Origin of the sequence: Ectopseudomonas composti, from assembly GCF_900115475.1 — a bacterium.
GTDB classification, from domain to species: domain Bacteria; phylum Pseudomonadota; class Gammaproteobacteria; order Pseudomonadales; family Pseudomonadaceae; genus Aquipseudomonas; species Aquipseudomonas composti.
Genome location: NZ_FOWP01000009.1, coordinates 17,054 through 42,197 on the forward strand (window position 1 = coordinate 17,054; position 25,144 = coordinate 42,197).

At 62.8% G+C, this 25,144-nt stretch carries 23 protein-coding genes; 10 read left to right on the forward strand and 13 right to left on the reverse strand.

The features are described 5' to 3' along the window. The first annotated feature begins 105 nt into the window (after positions 1-105). A complete protein-coding gene (locus BM059_RS16355; RefSeq protein WP_037002437.1) occupies positions 106-447 on the forward strand; it encodes a hypothetical protein in 342 nt (113 codons plus the stop codon). Between the two features lie 111 nt (positions 448-558). Here BM059_RS16355 and lapD read toward each other — a convergent pair whose 3' ends face one another. The 4 genes from lapD to BM059_RS16375 form a co-directional block, all read right to left on the reverse strand. Beyond that, positions 559-2,499: a cyclic di-GMP receptor LapD gene (gene lapD / locus BM059_RS16360; RefSeq protein WP_037002436.1), complete on the reverse strand. Its 1,941-nt coding sequence runs from the start codon at positions 2,497-2,499 to the stop codon at positions 559-561. A 10-nt stretch (positions 2,500-2,509) separates the two neighbouring features. Further along, the gene (gene lapG, locus BM059_RS16365; protein ID WP_074940071.1) at positions 2,510-3,190 is read right to left on the reverse strand and encodes a cysteine protease LapG; all 681 of its coding nucleotides are present in this window, start codon (positions 3,188-3,190) and stop codon (positions 2,510-2,512) included. A 156-nt stretch (positions 3,191-3,346) separates the two neighbouring features. Continuing rightward, complete coding sequence (locus BM059_RS16370) at positions 3,347-3,745, reverse strand: YbaN family protein (RefSeq protein ID WP_074940074.1); 399 nt, start codon at positions 3,743-3,745, stop codon at positions 3,347-3,349. Positions 3,746-3,790: 45 nt separating this feature from the next. Beyond that, a complete protein-coding gene (locus tag BM059_RS16375) occupies positions 3,791-4,375 on the reverse strand; it encodes a UPF0149 family protein (RefSeq protein ID WP_037002432.1) in 585 nt (194 codons plus the stop codon). A 171-nt stretch (positions 4,376-4,546) separates the two neighbouring features. Between BM059_RS16375 and recQ the strand changes: the two genes are divergently transcribed. The 4 genes from recQ to BM059_RS16395 all read left to right on the forward strand — a co-directional run bounded on the left by recQ (position 4,547) and on the right by BM059_RS16395 (position 10,867). Continuing rightward, on the forward strand, positions 4,547-6,679 hold the full coding sequence (gene recQ, locus BM059_RS16380; RefSeq protein ID WP_074940076.1) for a DNA helicase RecQ: 2,133 nt from the start codon (positions 4,547-4,549) through the stop codon (positions 6,677-6,679). A 91-nt stretch (positions 6,680-6,770) separates the two neighbouring features. Further along, positions 6,771-7,931 carry a GGDEF domain-containing protein gene (locus BM059_RS16385; protein WP_074940079.1) on the forward strand — a complete coding sequence of 387 codons (1,161 nt, stop codon included), beginning with the start codon at positions 6,771-6,773 and terminating at the stop codon, positions 7,929-7,931. Between the two features lie 132 nt (positions 7,932-8,063). After that, positions 8,064-8,495, forward strand: a complete 432-nt coding sequence (locus BM059_RS16390) for a MarR family transcriptional regulator (protein ID WP_037002424.1) — start codon at positions 8,064-8,066, stop codon at positions 8,493-8,495. 368 nt (positions 8,496-8,863) lie between these two features. Beyond that, entirely contained in the window at positions 8,864-10,867 is a 2,004-nt protein-coding gene (locus BM059_RS16395) for a motility hub landmark protein FimV (protein ID WP_449240073.1), read from the forward strand. Positions 10,868-10,921: 54 nt separating this feature from the next. Here BM059_RS16395 and BM059_RS16400 read toward each other — a convergent pair whose 3' ends face one another. After that, complete coding sequence (locus tag BM059_RS16400) at positions 10,922-13,108, reverse strand: patatin-like phospholipase family protein (RefSeq protein WP_074940084.1); 2,187 nt, start codon at positions 13,106-13,108, stop codon at positions 10,922-10,924. 71 nt (positions 13,109-13,179) lie between these two features. On the opposite strand from BM059_RS16400, the gene BM059_RS16405 reads away from it, so the two are divergent. Continuing rightward, a complete protein-coding gene (locus BM059_RS16405) occupies positions 13,180-13,461 on the forward strand; it encodes an Rdx family protein (protein ID WP_074940086.1) in 282 nt (93 codons plus the stop codon). 201 nt (positions 13,462-13,662) lie between these two features. Here BM059_RS16405 and BM059_RS16410 read toward each other — a convergent pair whose 3' ends face one another. From BM059_RS16410 to BM059_RS16420, 3 genes are all read right to left on the reverse strand, one after another. Beyond that, the gene (locus BM059_RS16410) at positions 13,663-14,514 is read right to left on the reverse strand and encodes a DMT family transporter (protein WP_074940089.1); all 852 of its coding nucleotides are present in this window, start codon (positions 14,512-14,514) and stop codon (positions 13,663-13,665) included. Then, complete coding sequence (locus BM059_RS16415) at positions 14,511-14,846, reverse strand: tRNA-binding protein (RefSeq protein WP_074940091.1); 336 nt, start codon at positions 14,844-14,846, stop codon at positions 14,511-14,513. Before BM059_RS16415 ends, BM059_RS16410 begins: the two co-directional genes overlap by 4 nt. A gap of 154 nt (positions 14,847-15,000) precedes the next feature. After that, a complete protein-coding gene (locus BM059_RS16420; protein WP_037002415.1) occupies positions 15,001-15,747 on the reverse strand; it encodes a helix-turn-helix transcriptional regulator in 747 nt (248 codons plus the stop codon). Positions 15,748-15,881: 134 nt separating this feature from the next. Here BM059_RS16420 and BM059_RS16425 point away from each other — a divergent pair, with 134 nt between their 5' ends. Then, positions 15,882-16,694 carry a UDP-2,3-diacylglucosamine diphosphatase gene (locus BM059_RS16425; RefSeq protein ID WP_074940094.1) on the forward strand — a complete coding sequence of 271 codons (813 nt, stop codon included), beginning with the start codon at positions 15,882-15,884 and terminating at the stop codon, positions 16,692-16,694. Then, positions 16,691-17,731 carry a glycosyltransferase family 4 protein gene (locus BM059_RS16430; RefSeq protein WP_074940097.1) on the forward strand — a complete coding sequence of 347 codons (1,041 nt, stop codon included), beginning with the start codon at positions 16,691-16,693 and terminating at the stop codon, positions 17,729-17,731. The genes BM059_RS16425 and BM059_RS16430 overlap by 4 nt, the downstream gene beginning before the upstream one ends. A gap of 102 nt (positions 17,732-17,833) precedes the next feature. Here BM059_RS16430 and BM059_RS16435 read toward each other — a convergent pair whose 3' ends face one another. From BM059_RS16435 to BM059_RS16445, 3 genes are all read right to left on the reverse strand, one after another. After that, positions 17,834-19,222, reverse strand: a complete 1,389-nt coding sequence (locus BM059_RS16435) for an adenylate/guanylate cyclase domain-containing protein (protein ID WP_037002409.1) — start codon at positions 19,220-19,222, stop codon at positions 17,834-17,836. A 158-nt stretch (positions 19,223-19,380) separates the two neighbouring features. Further along, complete coding sequence (locus tag BM059_RS16440; protein WP_074940099.1) at positions 19,381-19,968, reverse strand: HD domain-containing protein; 588 nt, start codon at positions 19,966-19,968, stop codon at positions 19,381-19,383. Positions 19,969-20,134: 166 nt separating this feature from the next. Then, positions 20,135-20,452, reverse strand: a complete 318-nt coding sequence (locus BM059_RS16445; RefSeq protein WP_074940102.1) for an Mpo1-like protein — start codon at positions 20,450-20,452, stop codon at positions 20,135-20,137. 129 nt (positions 20,453-20,581) lie between these two features. Between BM059_RS16445 and BM059_RS16450 the strand changes: the two genes are divergently transcribed. After that, positions 20,582-21,595 carry an AraC family transcriptional regulator gene (locus BM059_RS16450; protein ID WP_074940416.1) on the forward strand — a complete coding sequence of 338 codons (1,014 nt, stop codon included), beginning with the start codon at positions 20,582-20,584 and terminating at the stop codon, positions 21,593-21,595. A 14-nt stretch (positions 21,596-21,609) separates the two neighbouring features. On the opposite strand, the gene BM059_RS16455 is transcribed toward BM059_RS16450, so the two are convergent. Beyond that, positions 21,610-23,064 carry a TrkH family potassium uptake protein gene (locus tag BM059_RS16455; RefSeq protein WP_074940104.1) on the reverse strand — a complete coding sequence of 485 codons (1,455 nt, stop codon included), beginning with the start codon at positions 23,062-23,064 and terminating at the stop codon, positions 21,610-21,612. Between the two features lie 3 nt (positions 23,065-23,067). Further along, positions 23,068-24,522, reverse strand: coding sequence for a TrkH family potassium uptake protein (locus BM059_RS16460; RefSeq protein WP_074940107.1), 1,455 nt, complete (start codon positions 24,520-24,522; stop codon positions 23,068-23,070). A gap of 196 nt (positions 24,523-24,718) precedes the next feature. On the opposite strand from BM059_RS16460, the gene BM059_RS16465 reads away from it, so the two are divergent. Further along, entirely contained in the window at positions 24,719-25,090 is a 372-nt protein-coding gene (locus BM059_RS16465; RefSeq protein ID WP_037002400.1) for a YkgJ family cysteine cluster protein, read from the forward strand. Positions 25,091-25,144 lie beyond the last annotated feature (54 nt).

Sequence of the window (25,144 nt, forward strand, 5' to 3'; positions counted from 1 at the left end):
CAAGGAAATGCTTCTCAGAGTTTCCTTAGTTCGAGCACTCAACTAGAGTAAGCCCGCTACCCGTTCCGGGAGCGGGCTTTTTTATGGCGTTTGCTGGAGGCACCGATGGTTTACGTACAGCGCGACGCGGCCGGGCGTTTGTTGCGGGTTGAACACGAGCCCTTCGATGGGATGACGGAAAACCTGGCGGTCGAAAGCGAGGAGTTGCATGCCTGGCTGGCTGCCAAGGAAGAGGTCAAGGCGCGCCTGGACAGCCTCAAGCAATCCGACCTGGAGTTGGTGCGCGTGCTGGAAGACGTGGTCAGTGTGCTGGTCGAGCGCGGTGTGATTCGCTATACCGATCTGCCCGAAGCCGCGCGGCAGAAGCTCGACCAGCGCGCCATCGCGCGGGCCGAGATCGAAGGGCTGAGTGGTCTACTCGGTGATGACGATCACCACCTGGTGTAGCCTCGCGCCATGACGGTATCGTGCCCCGTCCCCGGTAACGACTGGCCGAGAATCAAGGTGTCAGGCTAGTCAGCAAACGCCGAGCAGCTGCGCTTGCCGAGTACATTGATTTCACTGCCAGGGCGCCGGAGCGCCGATCAGGCGGCCCATGGCGCCGTGTACACCCAGTTCGGTCAGCACCTCCAACTCTCCCTGGGTTTCCACCATTTCGGCGATCAGCGGCAGATCGATGCTGTTGGTCGCGCGAAATATCGCCTCGATAAACAACCGCTTGTCGCTCTCCAGGTCGATGGCGCGGATATAGGTACCGTCGATCTTCAGGTACGCCAACCCCAGGTGGGTCAGGTTGCCGATCAGGCTGAAGCGCCCGCCGAAGTGTTGCAAACCCAGGCTATAGCCTGCTTCACGCAGGCTCTGGCTCAGCGCTTCCAGTTCCGTCGGTGGTGGCAGATGGCGCTCGTCGACTTCCAGAGTCAGCAAGCTGGCCTGCTCCGGATGTTCCTTGAGCAGCGCCAGAAGCTTTGCCCGCTTTGCAGGTTCACGTAGGGTCGCAGCAGACAAACTGAGCGCCAGTGGTTCGGGGTGCTGAGCCAGGTGGGTGAGGGCGTGTTCGAGCATGGCCAGGTCGAAACGGGCGCCCCAGCCAAGGCGTTCGATCCACGGCAGGAAGCGCCCAGCGGCAATGGCTTCGCCCTGCGGGTCGAGCAGACGCGCCAGCACCTTGCGTTGCAGCAGCGCGCCTGAAACGCATTCGACCACCGGTTGGAAGTACAGCTGTAGCTTGCCCTGGTTGAGCGCCTCGTCGATCCAGCCGCGCCAGTCGTGCAGGCCCTGGCTGCTCTGCGCGGTGAAGTCGTCGAGGCGTTCCCAGCACTTGGCCGCATTGCTTTGCGCCTGGGCCAGTGCCTGGTCGGCGCGTCCGATCACGCTGGCCGGCTCCTCGCCAGGGCGAAACGCCGCGATGCCGATATGGGCCACCGGATTGCAGTCGCTGGCACCGGTTTGATGCAGGTTGTTCAGGTGTTCGCTGATCTCTTCAGCGAGGTGGTTGGCGTCATCGCTGCTCAAACCCGGCGCGAGCAGGGTGAATTCGCCGCCACGGCTGCGTGAAGCCAGCCACTCGCTGCGCCCCGGAGCATCCAGCAGGCGCTTGAGCAGTTCTCCCAACGCGCCGATCAGTGCATCGGTGCGCTGCCCGCCAAGGCGCTGGTTGAGGCCGCCGAGGTCGTTGACGCGCAACAACAGCAGATAGCCTTCTGCGTTCTGTTCGTTGACCGCCAGTTGGTTGCTCAGGCGAATATCGAATTGTCGGCGGTTGGCCAGGCCGGTGAGGCTGTCCTGGTAGGCTTCTTCACGCAATTTCTCGCTGCGCGCGGCTTCTTCGGCGAACAGCGTTTTGAGCTTGTCGACCATCTGGTTCATGGCCAGTACCACGCGCTTGAGTTCCGGTGTACGCGGTACGCGTGGCAGGGTGAGAAATTCGCGGCGGGTGATGGCCTGCGCTTGCTGCACCATGTTGTCCAGCGGGCGCAGTTGTGTGCGCAGCAGCCAGCCACCGAGCACGGCGCTGACCAGGCCACAGAGCAGCAGCCAGAGCAGGCTGCCGATGGCGCCGTCCCATAACTTGGCCAGGGCGAACTGAGGATGGCTGAGCACCTCGACCCGCGCGGCCTGTTCCCAGCCGCGCATGATCAGTGCATCGCCGCCTTCGGGTTCGAGGTTCACCAGATCGACGAACCACTGCGGGACGTTTTCTGCTCGTACCTCAGTGCTGCGTTCGACCAGTACCTTGTCGTCGGGAATGCTCACCACGCGGATGCTGGCGAAGTAGCCGCTATCGAAGATCGAGCTGACCATCAGTTCGAGCATGGCCGGGTCGTCCACGTGTGGTGTCATCGACAGGCCCAGCGCCGTGGCGGCGTCCTGTGCGTGTGAGCGCAACTGGCTGAGCAGTTGTTCACGCGAGGTTTCGACGCTGGCGACGAAACTGCCGGTAAAAGCCACGACCAGGAACAGGCAAATGGCGAGGAATAGCTGCTTCAGTAAGGACATGTCGTTCCTCCTAGCCTTCGCCCACGGCGAAGCCTTCGGCGTGCATTTTTTTCAGGATGTCTTGCCAGCGCGAGAGCTTCTTCGAGTCGCTCTTGCGGGTATTGGAGCCAGGCAGATAGAGGCCTTCGGCATTGAAGGCATAGACCGGGAGCAGGTCCTTGCGCTGCGAGGCAGGGCGGATGTCGTTGATCAGGTTGTCCAGCACCAACGGCTCGGCGCTGGGGTTGGCGTAATAGGTCAGCACCATATGCGCCTGGTTGTAGTTCAGCGCCTTGACGTAAGTGATGCGCAGCTTCTCGCTGGGAATGCCGAGGCGACGCAGGGTGAAGTACTTGGCGATGGAGTAGTCCTCGCAATCGCCAGCGCCCTTGACCAGCATTTCCACGGGGGTGGCCCAGTAATCGTTTTCACGCCATAGCTGACTGTCGTCGACGAAGCGTACCTTGCGGTTGAAGAAGCGATTGACCTCGTTGAGCTTGTCGGCCTCAGGTAAAGCCGCACTGGCCTTGATCAGCGCTTCCCAGTCGAGGATGCGCGTGCGTGCCGGGCCGAGGTTGCCGTAGCGGCTTTCGGCGTTCTTCAGGATCTGTGCGAAGTCCCAGTTGGCCAACGCCAGGCCAGCCAGCAGCAGACCGCCGATCCAGAGGATCGACAGGTGCCACCGCCATCCCTGAACACGTCGCCGTCGCATGGGATCGTTGCCTCCAGGCCTGATTCGCAGAGTCTAGGCGAGGTGTCGATTTTTTGCCGGCCGCTTCGCTTGGGCGGATGTGCGGTGTCAAAAGGTTGTCGACTGTCGCGCGTAGCCTGGATGCAATCCACAGCGGACGGTCACTGACACAGCGCCTCAGGGATTGGGCAGCGTCTTCTGGCGCAGGATATAGAGGCTGACCAGCACGGCGCTGGTCAGCATGAAGGTGCGGGCCCAGAACATCGGCACCAGGTAGCAGGAGAAGGCGATGCTCGCCCACATCAGACTCAGCGCGTAGACCTTGGCCTTGCGCGGAATGCCCTCGCCGTCGAGGTAGTCACGAATCCACGGGCCAAGGTGCGGGTGCATCACCAGCCACAGATAGAAGCGCCGCGAGCTTCTAACGAAGCAGGCGGCAGCCAATAGTAGAAAGGGCGTGGTCGGCAGCACCGGCAGAAAGATACCGATGACCCCGAGCGCCACGCTCAGCCAGCCGATGGTCAGCAGCAGATAGCGGACACTGCGATGGCGGCTGGGCTGAATGTCACGCGGCATGGGCGAGTCTTGTCGGTAGCCGGGTGATGCCCCGGCGTGCATGAATCAGTGGCGGGGCTTGAGCAGTGCGGGTTTTTCTTCCGGAGCCTGGCACAGCAGGAAGAGGGCGGTGAGCAGTTCCGGGATCTGGTCGATCATGCTGTCCACCAGGTCGTGGTCACGGGCGATCTCGGCGAACTCCTGCTGCTCGTCGAACAGACCGGAGCCGACCATGATCGGCAACAGCAGCTCGCTGACTTCGTCCTCGGCATCTTCGAACCACACCGCTTCGCGCAGGAACACCCCTTCCATGAAACCGATGCACCAGCCGCGCAGATCGGAATCGTCCGGCTCTTCACCGAGGTCCAGGTCGCAAGGCAGCTCGGGCTCTTCTTCACCTGCAAGCTGACGGGCGATATGGGCCTTCAGGTGGATCAGGGTGCTTTCGATCTCTTCGCGCTCGGCGTCGCTGCGGTAGTGCGGCGGCTCGGCGAACAGCGCATCGATCCACTCACGCTCCGGCACCTGATCCGGGCAGATCGCCAGGGCGGTCAGGTAGCCATGGGCGGCCACGTAGTCCAACGCTTCTTCGTGCAGCTCATCGGCATCGAGGAAGGCTTGCAGGCGGGACAGTTGCTCGGCGAAGGACATCGTGGGGTTACCTTGAGGCTTAGGGGATAAACGAGGTTGGATTCTAGTTCACCGCCGCCTCTGCGACCAGCACGGGCGCTCTGCCAGCGGCGATTGAGCGGCTTCGGACGGGGAGGCGCCCTGTTGTAGCCGATCATGCGGCATAATGTGCGGCTCGATTTGGAGGCCTTCATGCTCGACCACGCCCAGCGCATTCTCAAAGACGTTTTCGGCTACGACGCCTTTCGCGGCAACCAGGCCGCGATCATCGAGCGTGTCGCGGCAGGCGGCGATGCCTTGGTACTGATGCCTACTGGCGGCGGCAAGTCGTTGTGCTTCCAGGTGCCGGCGCTGATGCGTGAGGGCCTGGCCGTGGTGGTTTCACCGCTGATCGCGCTGATGGACGATCAGGTGGCGACCCTCGACGAACTGGGCGTGGCCGCCGTGGCGCTGAATTCCACGCTGAGCGCCGATGAGCAGCGCGAGATCGCCGACCGCATCCGCCGCGGGCAGATCAAGATGCTCTACCTGGCGCCCGAGCGTCTGGTGCAACCACGCATGCTGAGCTTCCTGCAGGGCCTGGATATCGCCCTGTTCGCCATCGACGAGGCGCATTGCGTGTCGCAATGGGGCCATGATTTCCGCCCGGAATACCTGCAGCTCGGCCAGCTCGCCGAGCTGTTCCCCGCGGTGCCGCGTATTGCCCTGACCGCCACGGCGGACAAACGCACCCGCGAAGAGATCGTCCAGCGCCTGCAGCTGAACAACGCCGAGCGCTTCCTGTCGAGCTTCGACCGCCCGAACATCTTCTACCGCATCCAGCCCAAGGATCAGCCGCGCAAGCAACTGCTCGGCTTTCTCGCCGCGCGCAAGGGCGATGCCGGCATCGTCTACTGCCTGTCGCGCAAGAAGGTCGAGGAGGTCGCCGACTTCCTCAGCAGTCAGGGTTTCCCGGCGCTGCCTTATCACGCTGGCCTGCCCAACGAGTTGCGGGCCTTTAACCAGAAGCGCTTTCTCAATGAGGAAGGGTTGATCATGGTGGCGACCATCGCCTTCGGCATGGGCATCGACAAACCCAACGTGCGCTTCGTCTGCCACCTGGATCTGCCCAAGTCGCTGGAGGCTTACTACCAGGAGACCGGGCGCGCCGGTCGTGACGGCTTGCCGGCCGACGCCTGGATGGCCTACGGCCTGCAGGATGTGATCTTCCTCAAGCAGATGCTCAACAACTCCGAAGGCGACGAGCGCCACAAGCGCATCGAGCAGCACAAGCTCGATGCCATGCTCGCGCTGTGCGAAGAGACGCGCTGCCGGCGCCAGGCGCTGCTGGCCTACTTCGATGAAGAATTGCCCAACCCTTGCGGTCACTGCGACAACTGCATCGATGGCGTCGAGACCTGGGATGCCACCGAGCCGGCACGCCAAGCGTTGTCGGCCGTCTATCGCAGTGGCCAGCGCTATGGCGTCGGCCATCTGGTGGACATTCTGCTCGGCCGCGACAACGAGAAAATCCGCAGTTCCGGTCATCAGCACCTGGCGGTATTCGGCGTCGGTAAGGGCTTTTCCGAAGTCGAGTGGCGCACGCTGTTTCGCCAGCTGGTCGCCCGTGGCCTGGCTGACGTCGATCTGGAAGGCTTCGGTGGTCTTCGCCTGAGTGAGACCTGCAGGCCGTTGTTACGGGGCGAGGTTGGCTTGCAACTGCGCCGCGAGCCCAAGCCGGCGCAGGCGGCCAAGGCCTCCAGCAGCGCAGCCAGCCAACTGGTACGCGGCCACGAGCGGGAGATGTGGGAAGCACTGCGCGGCCTGCGCCGCAAGCTGGCGGAAGAGCACAGCGTGCCGCCGTACGTGATTTTCCCTGATGCCACGCTGCTGGAGATGCTGCGCAGCCAGCCCGGTTCGCTGAGCGAGATGGCCGAGGTCAGTGGTGTCGGGGCGCGCAAGTTGGAGCGTTACGGTCAGGCGTTCCTGGAAGTGCTAAATGGCAGCGCCGCGAACGAAGCGCCGGCCCCGGTCGCCGATTTGCGCCACGAGCTGGTCAGCTTGGCCCGTGCTGGAATGACGCCTGCGCAGATTGCCAATCAGCTGGGCTGCAGCGAGAAGAACGTCTACAGCCTGCTGGCCGAGGCCATCGCCCAGCAGCAACTGACGCTGGAGCAGGCGCTGGATCTGCCGGAAGAACTGCTGGGCGAGATTCAGGAGAGCTTCCTCGACGGCGAGGGCGAGTTGCCGCCGGTGAGCGAAGTCGCGCCACTGTTTGCCGGCCGTGTTGATGAAACGGTGCTCTATTGCGTACGCGCTGCGCTGCAGGTCGAGTTCGAGATGTAGGTGTTCTGTGGCGAAACTCGCCTGCATGATTCTGGCGGCATTTCGCTGACAAGGCTAAGGTGTGGGCAGGTCGCCACTGAACGAGGTAACGGTGCCTAACTACCATGCCTGGCTCGATGAGGTTCGTCCGAGCCCCTATGCAGACCAACTGAGCCTGGGTTTTCGCTGGTTACGTTTTTCTCGTGGCCTGGAGCGCGAGTACCGTGCCCATTTGCTCGAAGACAGCTTCGAGCTCAAGCGTTTCGCACTCATTATCGCCACCGTCATCTGGCTGTCCCTGGCAGCACTCGACATGCTCGTGGTGCCTGCATCGCACCTGGGCTGGGTGCTCGCCGTGCGCGTCGTGGTGTTGCTGATCCTGCTGATCTGTGCGGCCCTGATCCTGCAGCGTCGGCATATCCATCTTCTGTTGCCGCTGAGCATGACCTGCATTCTCGCGCTCGGCGTGGGCGCGTCGCTGATCGTCGGTATCGCCCATCGGGTCGAACCCAACTACCCCTATGAAGGTTTGCTGCTGGTAAGCATGGCGGCGTACTTTCTCGTCGGCTTGCGCCTGAGCGAGGCGCTGGCCTGTTCCCTGGTGGTGATGCTCACCTACGTGCTTGCGGATTTGTCCGCAGGGCTGGCCACGCCGCGCTTGATCAACAACATCCTGTTTCTCTCGTTCGGCAACCTGACGGGCGCCGTCGGCTGCTACCTCCTGGAATACAAGTCGCGCGAACACTTTCTGATCAGCAGGTTGATGCGCCTGCTGGCTTACCACGACAGCCTCACGGGGCTGCACAATCGCCGCAGTTTCAATCGACAATTCGAGCGTTTATGGCGCCAGGCGCAGCGTGACGGCAAGTCACTGGCGCTGCTGCTATGCGATATCGATCACTTCAAAGCCTACAACGACTGTTACGGCCACCAGGCTGGCGACGTGGCCTTGCAGCGCATCGGCGCGCTGATCGAACAGTCTGCGCGGCGGCCGCTGGACATGGGGGTGCGTCTCGGCGGTGAAGAGTTCGCACTGCTGCTGTTCGACATCGGCGCCGATGAGGCCAGACAACGTGCCGAAGTGTTGCGGCAGTCGCTGGAGGAGGCCGCCATCGCGCATCGCGGCTCTGACAGCGCCGCGGTGCTGACCATGTCCATCGGTGTAGCCTGGCTGAGCCCCGGTAGCCAACCTGATCTGAGTCAGCTCTATGAGCAGGCCGACCGTGCGCTATACGAGGCCAAGGCCTTTGGCCGCAACAAGGTCGCAGCCTGACATACAGCAGCAATGCGGGCGCTCGGTCGCATTCTGCAACGCTCACGACGCAATCTGCGCTTGCCCTGGGCATCGGGTTATGGCTAGCTGGCTAATAATTAGTTTTTGACCTTTGTATGAGTCCGCTTACCCATGTCTTACCCCGATCAACATCGTTTTGCCATGCAGGTTGCCCAGTTGTCGCGCGCCTGGCGTTCCGAACTCGACAGGCGCCTGGTCGGTCTCGGACTGTCTCAGGCTCGCTGGCTGGTGCTGCTGCACCTGGCGCGTTTCACTGAAATGCCGACCCAGCGTGAATTGGCGCAGAGTGTCGGTGTAGAAGGGCCGACCCTGGCTCGTCTGCTCGACAGCCTGGAAAACCAGGAGCTGGTGATTCGCGTGGCGGTGCCTGAGGATCGTCGCGCCAAGAAGATCGCGCTGCAGCCCAAGGCACAGCCGCTGATCGAGAAGATCGAAGCGATTTCAACCCAGCTTCGTCATGAGGTTTTCGCCGGCATCGACGACGATGATCTACGCCGCTGTCAGCAGGTCCATGCTCGAGTGCTCGGCAATCTGATGAAGTGAATCGGTTGATACTGTCAAAATCTGATCGTTTTTTGATCGGATTATTCTTTTGTGCCTAACTTTTGACTGATGGCGCTTGATGGCGCTTGATGGCACCGTGCTTTCGTCGGCAAACTGGCGTCCAAGCCGCTACTTTGTGAATTAGTAGCCATAATGCAATCCGAGACGATCTCGACAAGGACCTTGTCGCTCGTTCTCGGAACTATGAAGGGCGCCAGCCTCCCGGCCAAGGGAAGCTCAGACAGGAAGTCGAGGAGGTGGCGTTCGAGCCGGATAACCCTGGAGGTCACATGGCTCGGGTGCGTCAGTTAATGTTGGGTTTGGCTTCGGGCTCCGCTCTCTATTCGGGAATGGCACCGGCGCTTGGTTTGGGTGAGATCACGCTGCATTCGGCATTGAACCAGCCGTTCGAGGCCGAGATCGAGTTGCTCGAGGTGGGTGACCTGGGCGCTCAGGATCTGAGTGTTGGCCTGGCACCTGCCGAGGTATTCAACCGCTCGGGTGTCGAGCGTTTCTACTTTCTCAATGATCTGCGCTTCACGCCGCTGTTGCGAGGTTCGCGCAGTGTGATTCGTGTGGTTTCCAGCCGCCCGGTGCGTGAGCCCTACCTGAACTTCATCGTCGAAGTGGCGCGGCCCAACGGTCAGCTGCTGCGTGAATACACAGTCCTGCTCGATCCGCCTGGTTCCTCGGCTTATACCTCGGTGGCGGCGCCAAGTGCTGCTGCGGTCTCGCAAGCGGCTCCGCGCACTCAAGCCCCGGCTTCGTCGGTTCGAGCGATCACCCCGCCGAGTGCCTCGGCAGGGCATCGTCATCAGGTCGTGCGCGGCGATAGCCTCTGGTCCATCGCTGCGCGTTTGCGTGAGCAGGGCAGCACGCTGTCTCAGCAGGTATTGATGGAGGGTATTCTGGCCCTCAACCCCAGCGCTTTCGCCGGTGGCGACCCTGGTCGTCTGCAGGCCGGCGCCGATCTATTGCTGCCGGACGCCGCTCGTGCCGCTGCCGCGCAGCCGATTGTTGCTCCGCTAGCTGCCGAGGCCGCACCTGTGGTTGCAGAAGGCAGCATCGAAGGGCCGGTAAGCGCGCCGTTGGCTGCTGTCGAGCCCGCGCCGCAACCAACCGAAAGCCTTGAACTGCTGGCCGAGAAGCAGCGCCAGGTGGATCTGGAACTGGCCAACCAGGCAGCCGAAAACCTGCAACTGCAACAAGGCTTGGCGCAGCTGCAACTGCAACTCCAGCAATTGCAGGAGCAACTGGCGCAGAAAGATGCTCAATTGGCTGAGCTGGCTGCGCGTACGCCGATCGAGCCCGTTGCCGCTGCTCCGGCAAGCGTGGAAGAGCCTGTCGCCGAGCGCGGCTGGTGGTCGACGCTGCTGGCCGGTGGTCTCGGCCTGTTGCTGCTGCTCGGTGCGCTGTTCTGGGCCGCGCGGCGGCGTGGCGAGAAAGCCAAACCCGTGGTGCAGGTACAACCGAAGGCGCAGCCGCCTCAGCAGCAACCCCAGCCACCGCTCGCCGCGCTTGCCGCTACTGTGCCCGCCGAACCAGTGGCCAGGGCCGTACCGACGCCGGTGCTTGCTCGTGCTCAGGGGCCGGTCGACCCCCTTGAGGCGGTCAATGTCTATATCGCCTACGGTCGTCTCAGTGAGGCTCGCGGTGAATTGAACAAGGCGCTGGCTCAGGAGTCGCAGCGCAGTGATCTGCGTTTCCGTCTGCTGGAGGTCATGGCGATGCTCGGTGATGGGCAGGGCTTTGCTCGTGAGGAGGCGGTGCTGCGTGCCGAGGCGTTCGATGCCGCACGCATCGACGCGCTGAAGTCGCGTCATCCGAACATGCAGATGTCTCAGCAAACGCCGAAAGAACCTGTTGCGCCGTTGCCGGCAGCTGCTGAGCCGCTGGCCGAGCAGGATTTTCAGCTCAACCTCGACGATCTGTCATTGGATGCTGACTGGGATCTGGTCAGCCCGTTCCCGGCTGCCGCCAAGGCCAAAGCCAAGCCCGCTGCCGAGCCGGAGTTCGATGCGTCGTTCGCCAGCAACCTGCAGGAGCTGCCGGAGGTGTTCGAACTGCATCATGAAGATGAGCAACTGAGCGCCTTTGGCGAGATGGAAATGGTACTGATCGATGAGCCGCAGGGGCTGGACGACAACTTCCTCGACGCATTTGCCGGGGACGCTGATGCCACTGCGGCGCTACAGGGTGATATCGACCAGTTGGCGACCGACCCCGAGCACATGACCAAGCTCAATCAGGCGCTGGCCTATATCAAGCAGGGTGACATCGCCACCGCCTGCGACATCCTCAATGACGTGATCGACCATGGTGACGACGAGCAGAGAAAGGCGGCGCGCCAGCTATTGGCAGAAATCGCCTGACAGATTGCTGTAGCTGTACTCGACGAGGCCGCGCACATGCGCGGCCTCGTTGTTTCAGAAACTCTTACCGAGATTCAGGTACAGCGCCTTTTCCCGCTCGTCGTTGAAACCATAGCTGAGGTTGAGCGGGCCCAGCGGGGTATCCAGGCCGAGGAAGATGCTGGCGGCATTGATGTAGCCGCTGTCGAAGGCATTGTCGTTGTTCCAGGTGCGGCCGCGCTCCAGCGACAGACCCAGGTACAGCGGGAAGTTCAGTGGCAGCATTGAGTTCTGCGTCAGGCGCCGGTAGTAGATCATCCGCGCCAGCGCCATGTTCTGGCCGCTGAGCGAATCCTGGCGGAAACCCGACAACTCCTGAGCACCGCCGAGAATGAAGCCCGAGGTGACCACCTCCGCTTCATCCAGAGTGCGGCCATAGCGCCCGCCCAACAGCCAGGTGTTGGGGCCGTGGCTGTACGCCTTGTCCAGCTTCACTTGCCACTGGCGATACGCCTCGTCGGAGCCCAGGCTGCGGTCGTACTTGCGCAACATCACGCCGATATCCTCGCCGGTGCGCGGGAAGTCGAGGTTGTCGAGGGTGTCGAAGGAGTACAGCAGCTCGTAGTAGCCCTCGGTGAAGCTGAAGCTGGGCAGGTCGCGTTCGCCGACGCGTACATTCGCTTCGCCCCAGGCCTGGCCGACGCCGAAGCGGATCTCGCCGTTGTTGGCGATCTGCCGGCCGAGATTGAGGCCATAACCGTAGCGCTCCAGGCGATATTCGGCGATGGGGTCGTTGTCCAGAATCGCTTCGACGTTCTGCGCCTCGCCGAACAGGTAGGGCGCGACGAAATAACGCGAACCGGCGTCCAGTGGTTGATAGAACTCGCTGTAGAGCTCCTGACGGTCACCCAGTTGCAGGCGCGTCAGCCATTCGGCGCCGAGTTCGTTGATGCCGTTGATGCGATAACTGGCGCCGATGTTGAAAGCGCTATCGCCGCGCATGTCGTCGGACAGGTTGAGCCCCAGGCGCAGGTAGTCGGTGCCGGTGCGCTTGCCACGCGCATCGATCACCAGTGCGCTGCCGCGTTCATCCAGTGGCTCCACTCGGTATTGCACGCGCTCGAAGTAATCCAGGCCGTACAGCGTGCCCATGTCCTTCTGCAGGCGATCCATGTCCAGCGGTTCGCCCAGCGTCTGGCGGATGTGACGGCGAATGACCTCATCGCCGACTTTTGAGTCATTCTCCACGTGAATCTCGCGGATCACCGGGGTGCGCTGCTCGCGGGTGCGGGCCATGGCCAGAGCCGGGTTGCCGGCGCCGGTGGTGCGCAGGCGTGCCAGGCGCTCGGTCTGAATCTGCGTGGCGCGGTAGCCGGCCTCCATCATCTGTTCGCCACGGCTGAAGTCGGCCACGCCGAAGCCAGCCAGCGGCGGCTGGATCAGCACGTCGTCGGCGCTCAGCGTCGCCAATTGCGCTTCAGAGTTCTTGCGCATCATCAGGTTGATCGACTGGTTCATCACGTCGACCACGGTGAGCAGATCCTTGGCCGGTTTCAGCGGCATGCCGAGGTCGACGACGATGACATGGTCGACCCCCATCTGCCGTGCCACGTCGATTGGCACGTTGTTGACCATGCCGCCATCGACCAGCAGGCGACCGTCCACTTCTACCGGTGCGAATACTGCAGGGATGGACATGCTGGCGCGCATCACCTGCGGCAGGTGCCCGCTGCCCATGATCACCTGCTCGCCGCTGACCACGTCGGTGGCCACGGCGCGATAGGGGATCGGCAGATGATCGAAGTCGCGGGTGGCGCTGCGGTGTACCAGCAGACTTTCCAGCAGCAGCGCGAGGTTCTGTCCCTGGATCACACCCAGTGGCAGGCCCAGACTGCCGTCGTCGCGAAAGCTGAGTTTTTGCTTGATCAGGAAGTCGCGGTCATCCTGCTTGCGGCGAAAGGGGATGTCCTCGCGTGGCGGTGAGTCGGACAGCGCCTGTTGCCAGTCCAGTTCCAGCGCCAGGCGCTCAAGCTCGGCTACCGAGTAGCCGGCAGCGTAAAGCCCACCAACGATGGCGCCCATGCTGGTGCCAGCGATGGCATCGATACGGATGCCTTGTTCCTCCAGCACCTTGAGCACGCCAATGTGCGCCAGGCCGCGGGCGGCACCGCCAGACAACACCAGCCCGACACGTTCGGCAGCGAAGGCAGGCTGGCTGGAGAGGGCGAGCAGACAGATCAGCGAAAAGAGCAGGCGGCGCATGGTGGTTTCCGGCAGAAGCAGGGACAAAGGCCGCTATTATAGGCATCAAGCCCCACCGTAGAGCCGCTGCCATGTCCGATCACAAGCCAGAAATCGTCATCACCTATTGCACGCAGTGCCAATGGCTGCTGCGCGCCGCCTGGCTGGCCCAGGAACTGCTCAGCACTTTTGCCGATGAGCTGGGACGGGTCAGCCTGGAGCCGGGCACGGGCGGTGTTTTTCGCATCCTCTGCAACGACCAGCAGATCTGGGAGCGCAAGGCCGACGGCGGTTTCCCGGAGGCCAAGGTGCTCAAGCAGCGGGTGCGCGATCTGATCGATCCAGGTCGCGACCTTGGGCATAACGACCGCTAGAGCCTATTTATGATCTGCTGCGCGTCGGCGTTACTGCGTTAAAAACAATCTGGAGCGCCAGCCCGGTCGAAATGCTCATGTACAAAAGTACAGTCGCTCGCGACTCCGACCGTGCCTCGCTTATTTTTGTGGGGCCGCCATCGGTGTTGTACCGCTCTAGCTCGCGAGATCCTAAACAGGCTCTTGGGCGACGTCTTAGGGTCAACGCGCCATCCGTGCGGAAACGAAGATGGCGCTGACGATCAGCACGCCCCCTGCGAGCATGCGCAGCGTCGGCTGCTCGCTGAACAGCCACCAGGCGAACAGAATCCCGTAGACCGGCTCCAGGGCGAAGATCACCGCCGTGGTGCGCGCCTTGAGCACGCGCAGGCTGGCGACGAACAGGCTGTGCGCCAGGCCCGTGCAGAAGATCCCGAGCATCGCCAGCCACAGCCAGTCCACCGGGCGCACGCTGGGCAGCAGTGGCCAGGCCAGCGGCAGGAAGCAGATCAGCACCGTGATGTTTTGGTACAGCGCAGCCTTTACCGGGTCGAGGCCGCGGGTGCTGGCGCGATTGAGCAGCGACAGCAGGGCGAACAGAAAGCCCGACAGCACGGCCCACAGCAGCCCGACGGTGGCGCCACTGTCGAGGCTGAATTCGGGCGTGACCAGAACCAGCCCCACGCACACCACACCGACCATGGCGAACTCGCTGGGCCGGGTGCGCTCACGAAACAGCAGGCCCTCGAGCAGGACGGTGAAAGCCGGGAAACTGGCGAAACCCAACGTGGCGATAGCTACACCGGATATTTTTACCGCCTCGAAGAAGGTGACCCAGTGCGTGCCCAGCAGCAGGCCGCCGAGTGCCAGCAGCGCCATCTGCCGCAGGCTGGGACGCACAGCGTTGCGGCTGCGCCAGAGTGCGGCAGCCAGGCTCAAGGCGAGCACGGCGAAGAGCGCGCGGCCGCCTGCAATCATGTTCGGTGTGGTCGCCGCCAGTTTGCCGAAAATGCCTGACAGGCCGAACAGCAGGGCACCCAGGTGAATCGCCAGCAGGGCGTTACGTTCCGTCATGCCAGGCGCGCACCGTTGGGCAGCGGCTTGTCGAAGCCGGCCAGGACGACGCGATTCTCACTGTCATAAACACCGGTCACCAGTACTTCCGAGCGCACCCCGGCGATGCGCTTGGGCGCGAAGTTGCAGACGCACAGCACCTGACGACCAATCAGTTCGTCACAGCCGTAGTGCGCGGTGATCTGAGCACTGGAGGTCTTGACGCCCAGTTCGCCGAGATCGACCTCCAGCACGTAGGCCGGCTTCAGCGCTTTTTCATTGCGGCGGGCGCTGCGAATGGTGGCGACGCGTAGCTCCACCTTCTCGAAATCCTGCCATTCGATGGTTTGCATGGGGGTACTCCTTCGATGATGCCGCGCAGTCTAGGTGCCGTAGGCGGCCATTGTCTGTCGCGGGAATCAGACGTTTTGTCGCCAGGCTATCGAGGGCACGTGCGGCATCGCTAACGGCCGGTGCGCGCGGCGCACCCTACTGCTCGTGTGCTGGCTAGCGCGTACGGCGCAATTGCCGTGGGGTCATGCCCAGGTGGCGGGAGAGGGCGGCGGTGAAGGCGCTTTGTGAGCTGTAGCCGACCCGGGCGGCGATTTCGCCAACGGCCAGGTCGCTGCCGCGCAACAGCTGCTCGGCCAGTTGCAGGCGCCGCTGGCGGATGTGCTCCATGGGGGTACGGCCGGTTTCAGCCTGGAAGCGGGCATGCAGACGCGCCACGGAAAGGCCGGCCAGGCGTGCCAGGTCCGCCACCTGCAGCGGGTGAGCGGCATGCTGATCGATGTAGTGATCGAGAGCGGCCAGGGGCAAACCAGCCGGTTCGCGTTGCTGGCGGCTGCAGGCCAGGCTGCCCAGCAGCAGGGCGGCGCCCTGGCCGGCTATGATCGGGTCGTTGATCGGGCTGCTGGCCAGCCAGTTGAGCAACTGGCCCTGGGAGGGATCGAGCTGCAGTGCGTTGGGTCTGTCCAGCAGGCGCTGGATGTCGCTCGCGTGATGGCCAAGCTGGCGTTCGAGCCAGTCGTTGGCCGGCAGGTCCAGCACCAGGCACTGGCTGCCGCGTGGGCTGCCGCAGGTGTGGCGTGCTTCGGCCGGCACTACGGCCAGGTGATGACGCAACACCCGGCTGCCTTGGCCATCCACGTCGAATTGCAGCTCGCCAGCCAGGCCGAAGACCAGTTGCGCATGCTCATGGCTATGGCTGAGCACTTCGTGGCTGTAATGACGCAGGGACAGAATCGGGTGCATGGCGGGTTCCTCGGCAACCGCCGCAGTGTAACGCCTGGGCCGAAGCACTGCTGCGTCATGAAACGGTCTTTTTCCTGTCACAAGCCTTTCACCGCAACGCCTCAAGCTCGACTAAACCCAGCCGGAGGCCGCCCATGACCAGCGCCCAGCTCGCCAAGCCCAGCCGCAAACAACGTGTCCGCACCCTGTGGATCTCTGATGTGCACCTCGGTACGCGCGATTGCCAGGCTGAGCACCTGGCGGCCTTCCTCAAGCGTTATCACGCAGACCGCATCTACCTGGTGGGCGACATCATCGACGGCTGGAAACTGCGTGGCGGCATCTACTGGCCGCAGGCGCACACCAACGTGATCCGTCGCCTGCTGACCATGAGCAAGCGCGGCACCGAGGTGATCTACGTCACCGGCAACCACGACGAATTCCTGCGCCGCTACTCGAGCTTGCTACTTGGCAATATTCAGTTGGTGGACGAGGCGGTGCACGTCACGGTCGATGGCCGCCAACTGCTGGTGATCCACGGCGACCAGTTCGACGTGATCACCCGTTATCACCGCTGGCTGGCTTTTCTCGGCGACTCGGCCTACGAGTTCACCCTGACCCTCAATCGCTGGCTCAACCACTGGCGCAGCCGCTGGGGCTATGGCTACTGGTCGCTGTCGGCCTACCTCAAGCACAAGGTCAAGACGGCGGTGAACTTCATCAGCGACTTCGAGGAGGCCATCGCTCATGAGTGCGTCAAGCGCGGCCTGCAGGGCGTGGTCTGTGGCCATATCCACCATGCCGAGATCCGCCAGGTGAGCGGCGTGGAGTACATGAACTGCGGCGATTGGGTGGAGTCCTGCACGGCGCTGATCGAGCACTGGGACGGGCAGATCGAGCTCTATCGCCTGGCCGAGGCGCAGCAGACCAGCGAGGAGCAGACTGTCGTCCTCGAGACCGGCGCATGAGGATACTGATCGTCTCCGACGCCTGGGCGCCTCAGGTCAATGGCGTGGTTACCAGTCTGGCAGCGCTGATCGGTGAGCTGCGTGGGCTGGGGCATCAGGTCAAGCTGTTGTCGCCCGCCGATTTTCGCGCCGTGCCATGTCCGACTTATCCGGAGATTCCGCTGGTGTGGGATCTATGGCGCGTTGGTGCGGCGATTCGCGATTTTCGTCCTGACTGCGTGCACCTCGCGACCGAGGGGCCGCTGGGCTGGGCAGCGCGGCGCTGGCTGGTCAAGCGTGGGCTGGCGTTCTCCAGCGCTATCCATACGCGTTTTCCTGAATACGTCAGCACGCGTTGGCCGTGGATTGCACCGCGCTTCGGCTATGCCTTTCTGCGAGCCTTCCACCGTCCCAGCCAGGCGGTGCTGGTCACCACCGAACGTCTGCGCGAGGAGTTCGCCAGTTGGGCACTGCAGCGCTTGCAGCTGTGGCGTAAGGGTGTCGACACCCAACTGTTTCGACCAGACGCAGCGCGCCTTCGGCCCGTGCGGCCAGTGTTTCTCTATGTTGGGCGGATCGCCCCGGAAAAGAATCTACAGGCCTTTCTCGATCTGGATCTGCCGGGCGAGAAACGTGTGGTCGGTGACGGTCCGCAGTGTGAGGCGCTGCAATTGCAGTATCCGCAGGTGCGCTTTCTCGGTTATCGCCATGGCCAGGCGCTGGCCGAGGCCTACCAACAGGCATCGGTGCTGGTCTTCCCCTCGCGTACTGATACCTATGGCCTGGTGATGCTGGAGGCGCTGGCCTGCGGTACCCCCGTGGCCGCGTTTCCGGTGGCCGGGCCTCTGGATGTGCTGCAGCAAGGGCTCAGTGGCGTGATGGACGAGGATCTGCACGTCGCTTGCCTGGCTGCGCTGGAGCTGGATCGGGAGCGTTGCGCGGCGCTGGCGGCAGCGCAGTCCTGGCGCGCCTCGGCGCTGGAGTTTCTGGCATTGCAGACGCTGATCGATGGTGAACCGGTGGTAGTGACTGAGGCGTTGCTGGATACCGCGCTGTAGGCGATTCTTTCGCGGCTGAAGCCGCTCCTACAAGGGTTTAGGCCGGTGCTTGCATCAACGTAGGAGCGGCTTCAGTCGCGCAGCGCCCCCAGGTAGTTCACTTCAGAGAATGACCTTGTCACGCAGCTTCTCGGCCGCCTGGTTGAGCGCCTGGATCACCCGCTCCTTGTCGAAGTTCTGAATGCCATTGGTATCTAGGTACATGGAGAAGCCCGGCAGCTCGTGCTCGACGTAGCTGGAGGTCGCGCCGAGGTCGCGACGGAAGTCCACCACCTGGTAGATCTGCACCGGGCGGGTGAAGCCCTTGACGGTGATCTGGCCCTTATCGCGGCACATGATCACGTCCTTGACCAGCGAATAGGTCTCGTGGGAGATCAGGATCTCGCCGGATTCTGCAGCGCTTTCCAGGCGACTGGCGAGGTTCACGTCGCGACCGATGATGGTGTAGTCCATGCGCGTATCGGCGCCGAAGTTACCCACCGTGCAATAGCCGGTATTCAGGCCCATGCGGATTTCCAGTGGTTTGGTGATGCCCTGGGCGCGCCACTGCTGGCGTAGCACCTTCATGTGCTTGCGCATGGCGATGGCCATGGACACCGCTGCTACGGCATCTTTCTTGGCGCCGTTGCTGCTGGGGTCGCCGAAGAACACCATCACGCAGTCACCGATGAACTTGTCGATGGTGCCGCCGTATTTCAGGCTGATCTTCGACATTTCGTTGAGGTAGGTGTTGAGCAGGTCGGTCAGCGCTTCGGCTTCCAACTCTTCCGACAGCTCGGTGAAGCCCTTGATGTCGGAGAAGAACACCGTGAGCTTCTTGCGCTGGGTTTCCAGGCGCACGCTCTTCTTGCCTGTGAAGATCGACTCCCAGACCTGCGGTGACAGGTACTTCGCCAGGTTGCGCGCCAGGCGTGCGGCTTTTTCCTGCTCGCGCTTGATCTCGCTGCGCACCTGGGCCAGGCGCAGGCCCTGCTGGTTGACGAAATAGGCGGTGATGCAGATGTACAGGGTGGCGAAGAGGATGCTGACCAGTGCCACCGGGGTTGGGGTGTCAGGCTTGGGGTGAACCTCGATCAGCGCAGCGCACAGTGCCATGCCGCTGGCAGCCACCAGCAGTGCCAGGCCCAGGTAGCGCATGCCGCCGATGACCAGGGCGCTGAAGCAGAGGATCAACAGGAACATCAGGCTGGGCACGGCAGAGAAACCGAGCAACACGCAGGCTGCACCAACATGCAACGCATCGAAGAACAGCAGGGCGAGATCGGTCTGTGCGGGGTAGTCGCGCTTGAAGCGGCGGCTCAGGTTGTGTGCCAGATGGGGATAGAGCAGGGCGTAGGGCACCATCCACAGGATGTCGTAGCCGAAGTGGCCCACGTAGGTGCCGGCAGCGATGCTGGCAGCCGTGGCGATATAGGCCAGCACGCGCGAATAGTATTCGCGCAACGGTGGCGTCGGCAGCCCGTTGGCACGGCTGGTGGTTGCTGGCTTCATCTGCTGGAACTGTCCCTGCTGGATTTCTGGCGTCTCTGCTGGACGCCTGGCTGGTCTGCAAGACCTGAGCCAGAGGCTCGCTGGGCGGGGATCATAACCAAGGGGGTGGCGGCCAGCCAAGCACGGCCGCCGAACGGTGGCGCAACAGTGGCCAGCGGTCAGGCGCTGGCGCGGTCCATGGCGGCCAGGTAAATGGAGTTCTTCGGCCGGGCGAAGACCCGCTGCAGCATGGGTTCGAAGAAGCTCAGCGGTAGGCTTTGGTAATCCGGGTCGAAGGCGGCGGCGTCGTACTTGGCACAGAATTCGATGGTTGCCTGGTACTGCGGGTGGTCCTTGAACTGCTCGCGCAGGTGACGATCCATGCCCAGGTGGTGGAAGAAGTAATAGCCTTGGAAGATGCCGTGCTTCTCCACCATCCAGAGGTTCTCGGCGCTGACGAAAGGCTTGAGGATGGCCGCGGCGATGTCCGGGTGGTTGTAGCTGCCGAGCGTGTCGCCGATGTCGTGCAGCAGCGCGCAGATCACGTACTCCTCGTCGCGGCCGTCGTGATGGGCGCGGGTCGCGGTCTGCAGTGAGTGAGTCAGACGGTCGACCGGAAAACCACCGAAATCGCCGTCGAGCAGGCGCAGGTGGGCAAGGATGCGCGCGGGCAATTCAGCGGCGTAGGCGGCGAAGTCCTGGGCGATGATGGCCCAATCCTCGGCCTGGCCGTCTTGCATATGGGTGAAGCGGGCTCGGCTATTCATGGCTTTTCTCGTTCTTGTTGTTATGGGAATGTGTGTAAACACGGCCAACGATAGGTTAAACCACCGTCATTCCCACGCAGGCGGGAATCCAAAAGACCTGTACCACCTAGACTCCCGCCTACGCGGGAGTGACGGTAATGCTTTTTGAGGCGCGTGTGGCCGCCGGCTAGAAGCGGATGCGACCGGTAAAGGCATCCTTGAGCATCACCCAGTCGCCCATCAGGCTGTACAGCGGGTAATCGAAGGTCGCCGGGCGGTTTTTCTCGAAGACGAAATGACCGACCCAGGCGAAGCCGTAACCGGCCAGCGGCATGGCCAGCAGCCACAGCCATTGTTGGCTGAACAGGGCATAGGCGAGGATAGTCAGCACCAGCAGGCTGCCAACGTAGTGCAGGCGGCGGCACACGGGATTGCTGTGCTCCTGCAGGTAGTAGGGGTAGAACTCGGCGAAGCTCTGGTAGCGTTCGGTGGTCTGGGCGGTCATGGCGCACCTCCTGTTATTGTCACTGTCAGTGTAAATGCGCTGTCTCCGTGGGCCACTGACTTAAGGTGCCAGTCTAGTATCCTTGCGCCGCCAAGCATGGCCTTGCTGATTGATCATAAGAACAAGACGATGAGTGAACGAACCACCTCTTCCAACTGGGCATTGGCCATCGTGCAGGCGCTGGAGCTGGGCGGCGTGGACTGCGTCGGTCTGTTCGCCGAGCTGGGTATGGATTACGCCGCGCTGAACGACCCGGATGCACGTTTCCCGCAGGACGGCATGACCCGCCTGTGGCAGCGCGCTGTGGCGTTGTCGGGCAACCCGGCCATCGGTCTGAACATGGCGCAGGTGGTGCGTCCGGCGTCCTTTCATGTGGTGGGTTACGCGCTTATGTCCAGCCGCAACCTGCGCGACGGTTTCACTCGCCTGGTGCGTTATCAGCGCATCATCGGTGAAGGGGCGGACCTGAATTTCCTGCCACAACCCGACGGCTACGCACTTAGCCTGGCCATTCACGGCGATCGCCTGCCGCCAGCGCGGCAGAGCGCGGAGGCTTCGATAGCGTATTGCCTGGCGTTCTGCCGCTGGATGACCGGCAAACCGATCCGCCCGCGCGAGGTTCGCCTGCAAGGCCCTGCGCCGGCTGAGCTGGCGCCTTATCAGCAGGTGTTCCAGGCGCCATTGAGGTTCAACGCCGAGCGCTATGAACTGATCTTCGAACGGGCGGATCTGGAGGCGCCGCTGCCCAGTGCCAACGAGGCGCTGGCGCAACTGCATGATCGTTTTGCTGGCGAGTACCTGGCGCGTTTCTGCAGCAGTCGTGTCACCCATCAGGCACGCCAGGTGCTGTGCCGCCTGTTGCCCCAGGGTGAACCGCGCCGCGAGGTGGTGGCGCAGGCGCTGCATCTGTCGCAGCGCACCTTGCAGCGGCGCCTGCAGGAAGAGGGCACCAGCTATCAGCAGTTGCTCGACGATACGCGCCGAGAACTGGCCGAGCAGTATCTCGGCCAGGTCGACCTGACCCTGCTCGAGGTCGCCTACCTGCTTGGTTTCGCTGACCCGAGCAACTTTTTCAGGGCTTTTCGCCGCTGGTTCGGAGAAACGCCGGGCGAGTACCGGGGGCGGCGTGGCCTGGCCGGCTGAGATTCAGCTGTCGATCAATGGCGCCAGAAGGCCGGGAACAACAGCACCAGCACGGTGAGGATTTCCAGGCGCCCGAGCAGCATGCCGAAACTCAGCAACCACTTGGCCATGTCGGGAATCGCGGCATAGTTGCCGGCAGGGCCGACCATCTCGCCCATGCCCGGGCCGACGCCGGAAACCATCGCTGCGGCGCCGGTCAGGGCGGTGATCCAGTCCACGCCACACATTGCCACCGCCAGCGCCAGGGTGGCGATGGTGATGGTGTAGAAGAAGGCGAAGGCCAGGATCGACCGGACGATGTCTTCATCCAGCCGGTGGCGGTTGTACTGCTGCTTGATCACCGCACGCGGGTGAATGAGCTGCTTGAGGTTGGCCTTGAGCAGGATGTAGGCAACCTGAAAACGGAAGATCTTCAGGCCGCCGGCGGTGGAGCCGGAGCAACCGCCGACGAAGCCCAGGTAAAAGAACATCATGCTGGCGAACGGGCCCCACAGGTGGTAATCGCCCACGGCGAAACCGGTGGTGGTCATGATCGAGGTGATGTTCACCGCCACCAGGCGCAGCGCATCGAGCCAATACAGGTCGCTGGTGAGCCATTTCCACCCCGCCAGCACGAACCAGCTGCCCACCAGCAGTATCAGGAAGCCACGCACCTGGGCGTCGCGAAACAGTGCGCGGTAGTTGCCGCGCAGGGTGCTGACATAGAGCACGAACGGCAGGCTGCCGAGCACCATCACCACGATGGCGACCCAGTGAATCGCCGGCTGTTGCCATTTGCCCAGCGAGGCATCCGAGGTGGAGAAACCGCCGGTGGCGATCGCCGACATGGCATGGTTGATCGCATCGAACAGGCCCATGCCGGCCCACCAGAATGCCAGCACGGCAAGGGTGCTGAGGCCGAGATAGGCCAGCACCATGTACTTGGCCACCATGTGCGAGCGCGGCATGACCTTTTCCGAGCGGTCCGATGACTCGGTCTGGAACAGACGCATGCCACCGATACGCAGGATCGGCAGGATCGCCACGGCCATGCCGATGAAGCCGATGCCGCCCAGCCAATGGAGTAGTGAGCGCCAGATCAGGGTGCCGGGCGACATGTCGTCGAGGCCGCTGAACACCGTGGCACCGGTGGCGGTGATGCCGGACATGCTTTCAAAATAGGCATCGGTGATGCTCGCGCGCTCGGCGAAGATGAACGGCAAGGCCGCGAATATCGACACCATCACCCAGCTCGACACCGTCAGCATGTACATGTCGCGTGGGCGCAACTGCGTTTGCTGGGGCCGGCCCTGGGCGATCATGGCGATGCCGACGAGCGCAGTGATCAGGCTCGACCAGAGAAAGGCATTGATGCCCTGCGGTTGTTCGAAGATCAGCAGGGTGATCACCGGCACCAGCATGCTCAGCGCCAGGGTGACGAGGAAGATGCCGTTGATGAAGGCGAGGATGCGCAGGCTGGCTAAGGGCATCGGTCAGTGCTTCCAAAAACTACGGGTGACCAGCACCAGTACGGTCAGAATTTCCAGGCGGCCGAGCAGCATGCCGGCACTGAGTAGCCACTTGGCCGAATCCGGCAGGCTGGCGAAATTGCCGGCCGGACCTATGATCGGTCCAAGTCCGGGGCCGACGTTACACACCGCGGTGGCAGCGCCCGTCAGCGCGGTGACCCAATCCAGTCCGACCAGGGTCAGGGCCAGGGCCAGCACGCCGATGGTGATGGTGAAGAAGAAGGAGAAGGTGATCAGCGAGCGGACGATCTCTTCATCCAGATTGTGGTTGTTGTACTGCTGCTTGATCATCGCGCGCGGGTGCACCAGCTGCATCAGGTTGGCCTTGAGCAGCACGTAGGCGACCTGGAAGCGGAAGATCTTCAAACCACCGGATGTCGAGCCAGAGCAGCCGCCGACGAAGGTCAGGTAGAAAAACAGCAGGACGGCGAAGCTGCCCCAGGTGGTGTAGTCGCCGAGGGCGAAGCCGGTGGTAGTGACGATCGAGGTGACGTTCACCGCGACGATGCGCAAGGCGTCGAGCCAGGCATAGTCCGAGTTGATCCACAGCCAGGTGCCGAAAACTAGCCAGGTCAGCAGCAGGAAGCCGATGAAGCCGCGCACCTGATGGTCCTTGAACAGCGCCTGGCGATTGCCGCGAACGAAGGCGACATAGAGCATGAAGGGCATGCCGCCGAGCAGCATCAGCACCACTGCCGTCCAATGTACGGCGGGCTCCGGCCAGTGCGCCAGGGATGCGTCGGAGGTGGAGAACCCGCCCGTGGAAATCGATGCCATGGAGTGATTGATGGCGTCGAAGGGGCTCATGCCCGCTGCCCAGAAGGCCAGAAAACCGAGCAGTGTCAGGGCCAGATAGATCAGCAACAGGTACTTGGCGGCCATGTGCGAGCGGGGCATCACCTTCTCGCCCCAGTCCGAGGATTCGGTCTGGAACAGGCGCATGCCACCGACGCGCAGCAGCGGCAGAATCGCCACGGCCATGCCGATGAAGCCGATGCCGCCGAGCCAGTGCAGCATCGAGCGCCAGATCAGAATGCCGGGCGACATGCTATCCAGCCCGGTCAGCACGGTGGAGCCCGTAGTGGTAATGCCGGACATGGTTTCGAAGATGGCGTCGGTGTAGCTGATATGGGCGATCAGCATCAGCGGCAGGGCGGCGAACGCGCACACCACGGACCAGCTGCCGGTGGTCAGCAGGTACATGTCACGCGGGCGCAGTTGGGCGTTCTGCGGGCGACCGGGTATGACCAGTGCAAGGCCGGCGACCAGAGTGATCAGGCTGGACCAGAGAAAGGCGTTGAGATCTTCTGGATGTTCGAAGATCAGCAGCGTCAGCATGGGGATGGCCATGCTGATCGCCAGGGTAATCAGGAATATGCCGATGATAAAACCGATGATACGTAGCGTCGGCAAGGCCATTTAGAGGGCTCTGGCGGGTTGTAAAAGTGCGCCATTCTACCCGCGGACGGGCGGCTGTAAACCGCTGCAATCCAGGCTGTTTTTAACAGGGCGCCGAAGTTTCACATATGCCTGGTGTAGGGGCTTTACAAGCGCATTACCAAGCATAGAATAGCCGCCAGTTGCCGGCGTCCGTCGGTTTCCGAGTTCTCCTCAAATGTCCGAAGCTAATCCCTGCCTCACGTGCGGCGCCTGCTGCGCGTTTTTTCGTGTGTCCTTCTTCTGGGGCGAGTGCCAATCCGCGGGCGGTAGCGTTCCGGACGAGCAGGTCATCCAGATCAGCCCTCACTACGTCGCCATGCGTGGCACCGAGAGCAAACCGGCACGTTGCACACAACTGCTGGGCGACGTCGGTTGTGGCGTGCGTTGCACCATGTACGAACAGCGCTCGAGTAGCTGTCGTGAGTTCGAAGCGTCATGGGCGAACGGTGAGCACAATCCGCGTTGCGACGATGCGCGTAAGGCTTACGGTCTGCCGCCGCTGACGCCGCCCGTGCAACCGGTCATATCGCCTGATCGCGTCGCCTGAGAGCAGCCATAAACCACAGGTTGCAAGCCAGTGTGTAGCCCGGATGCAATCCGG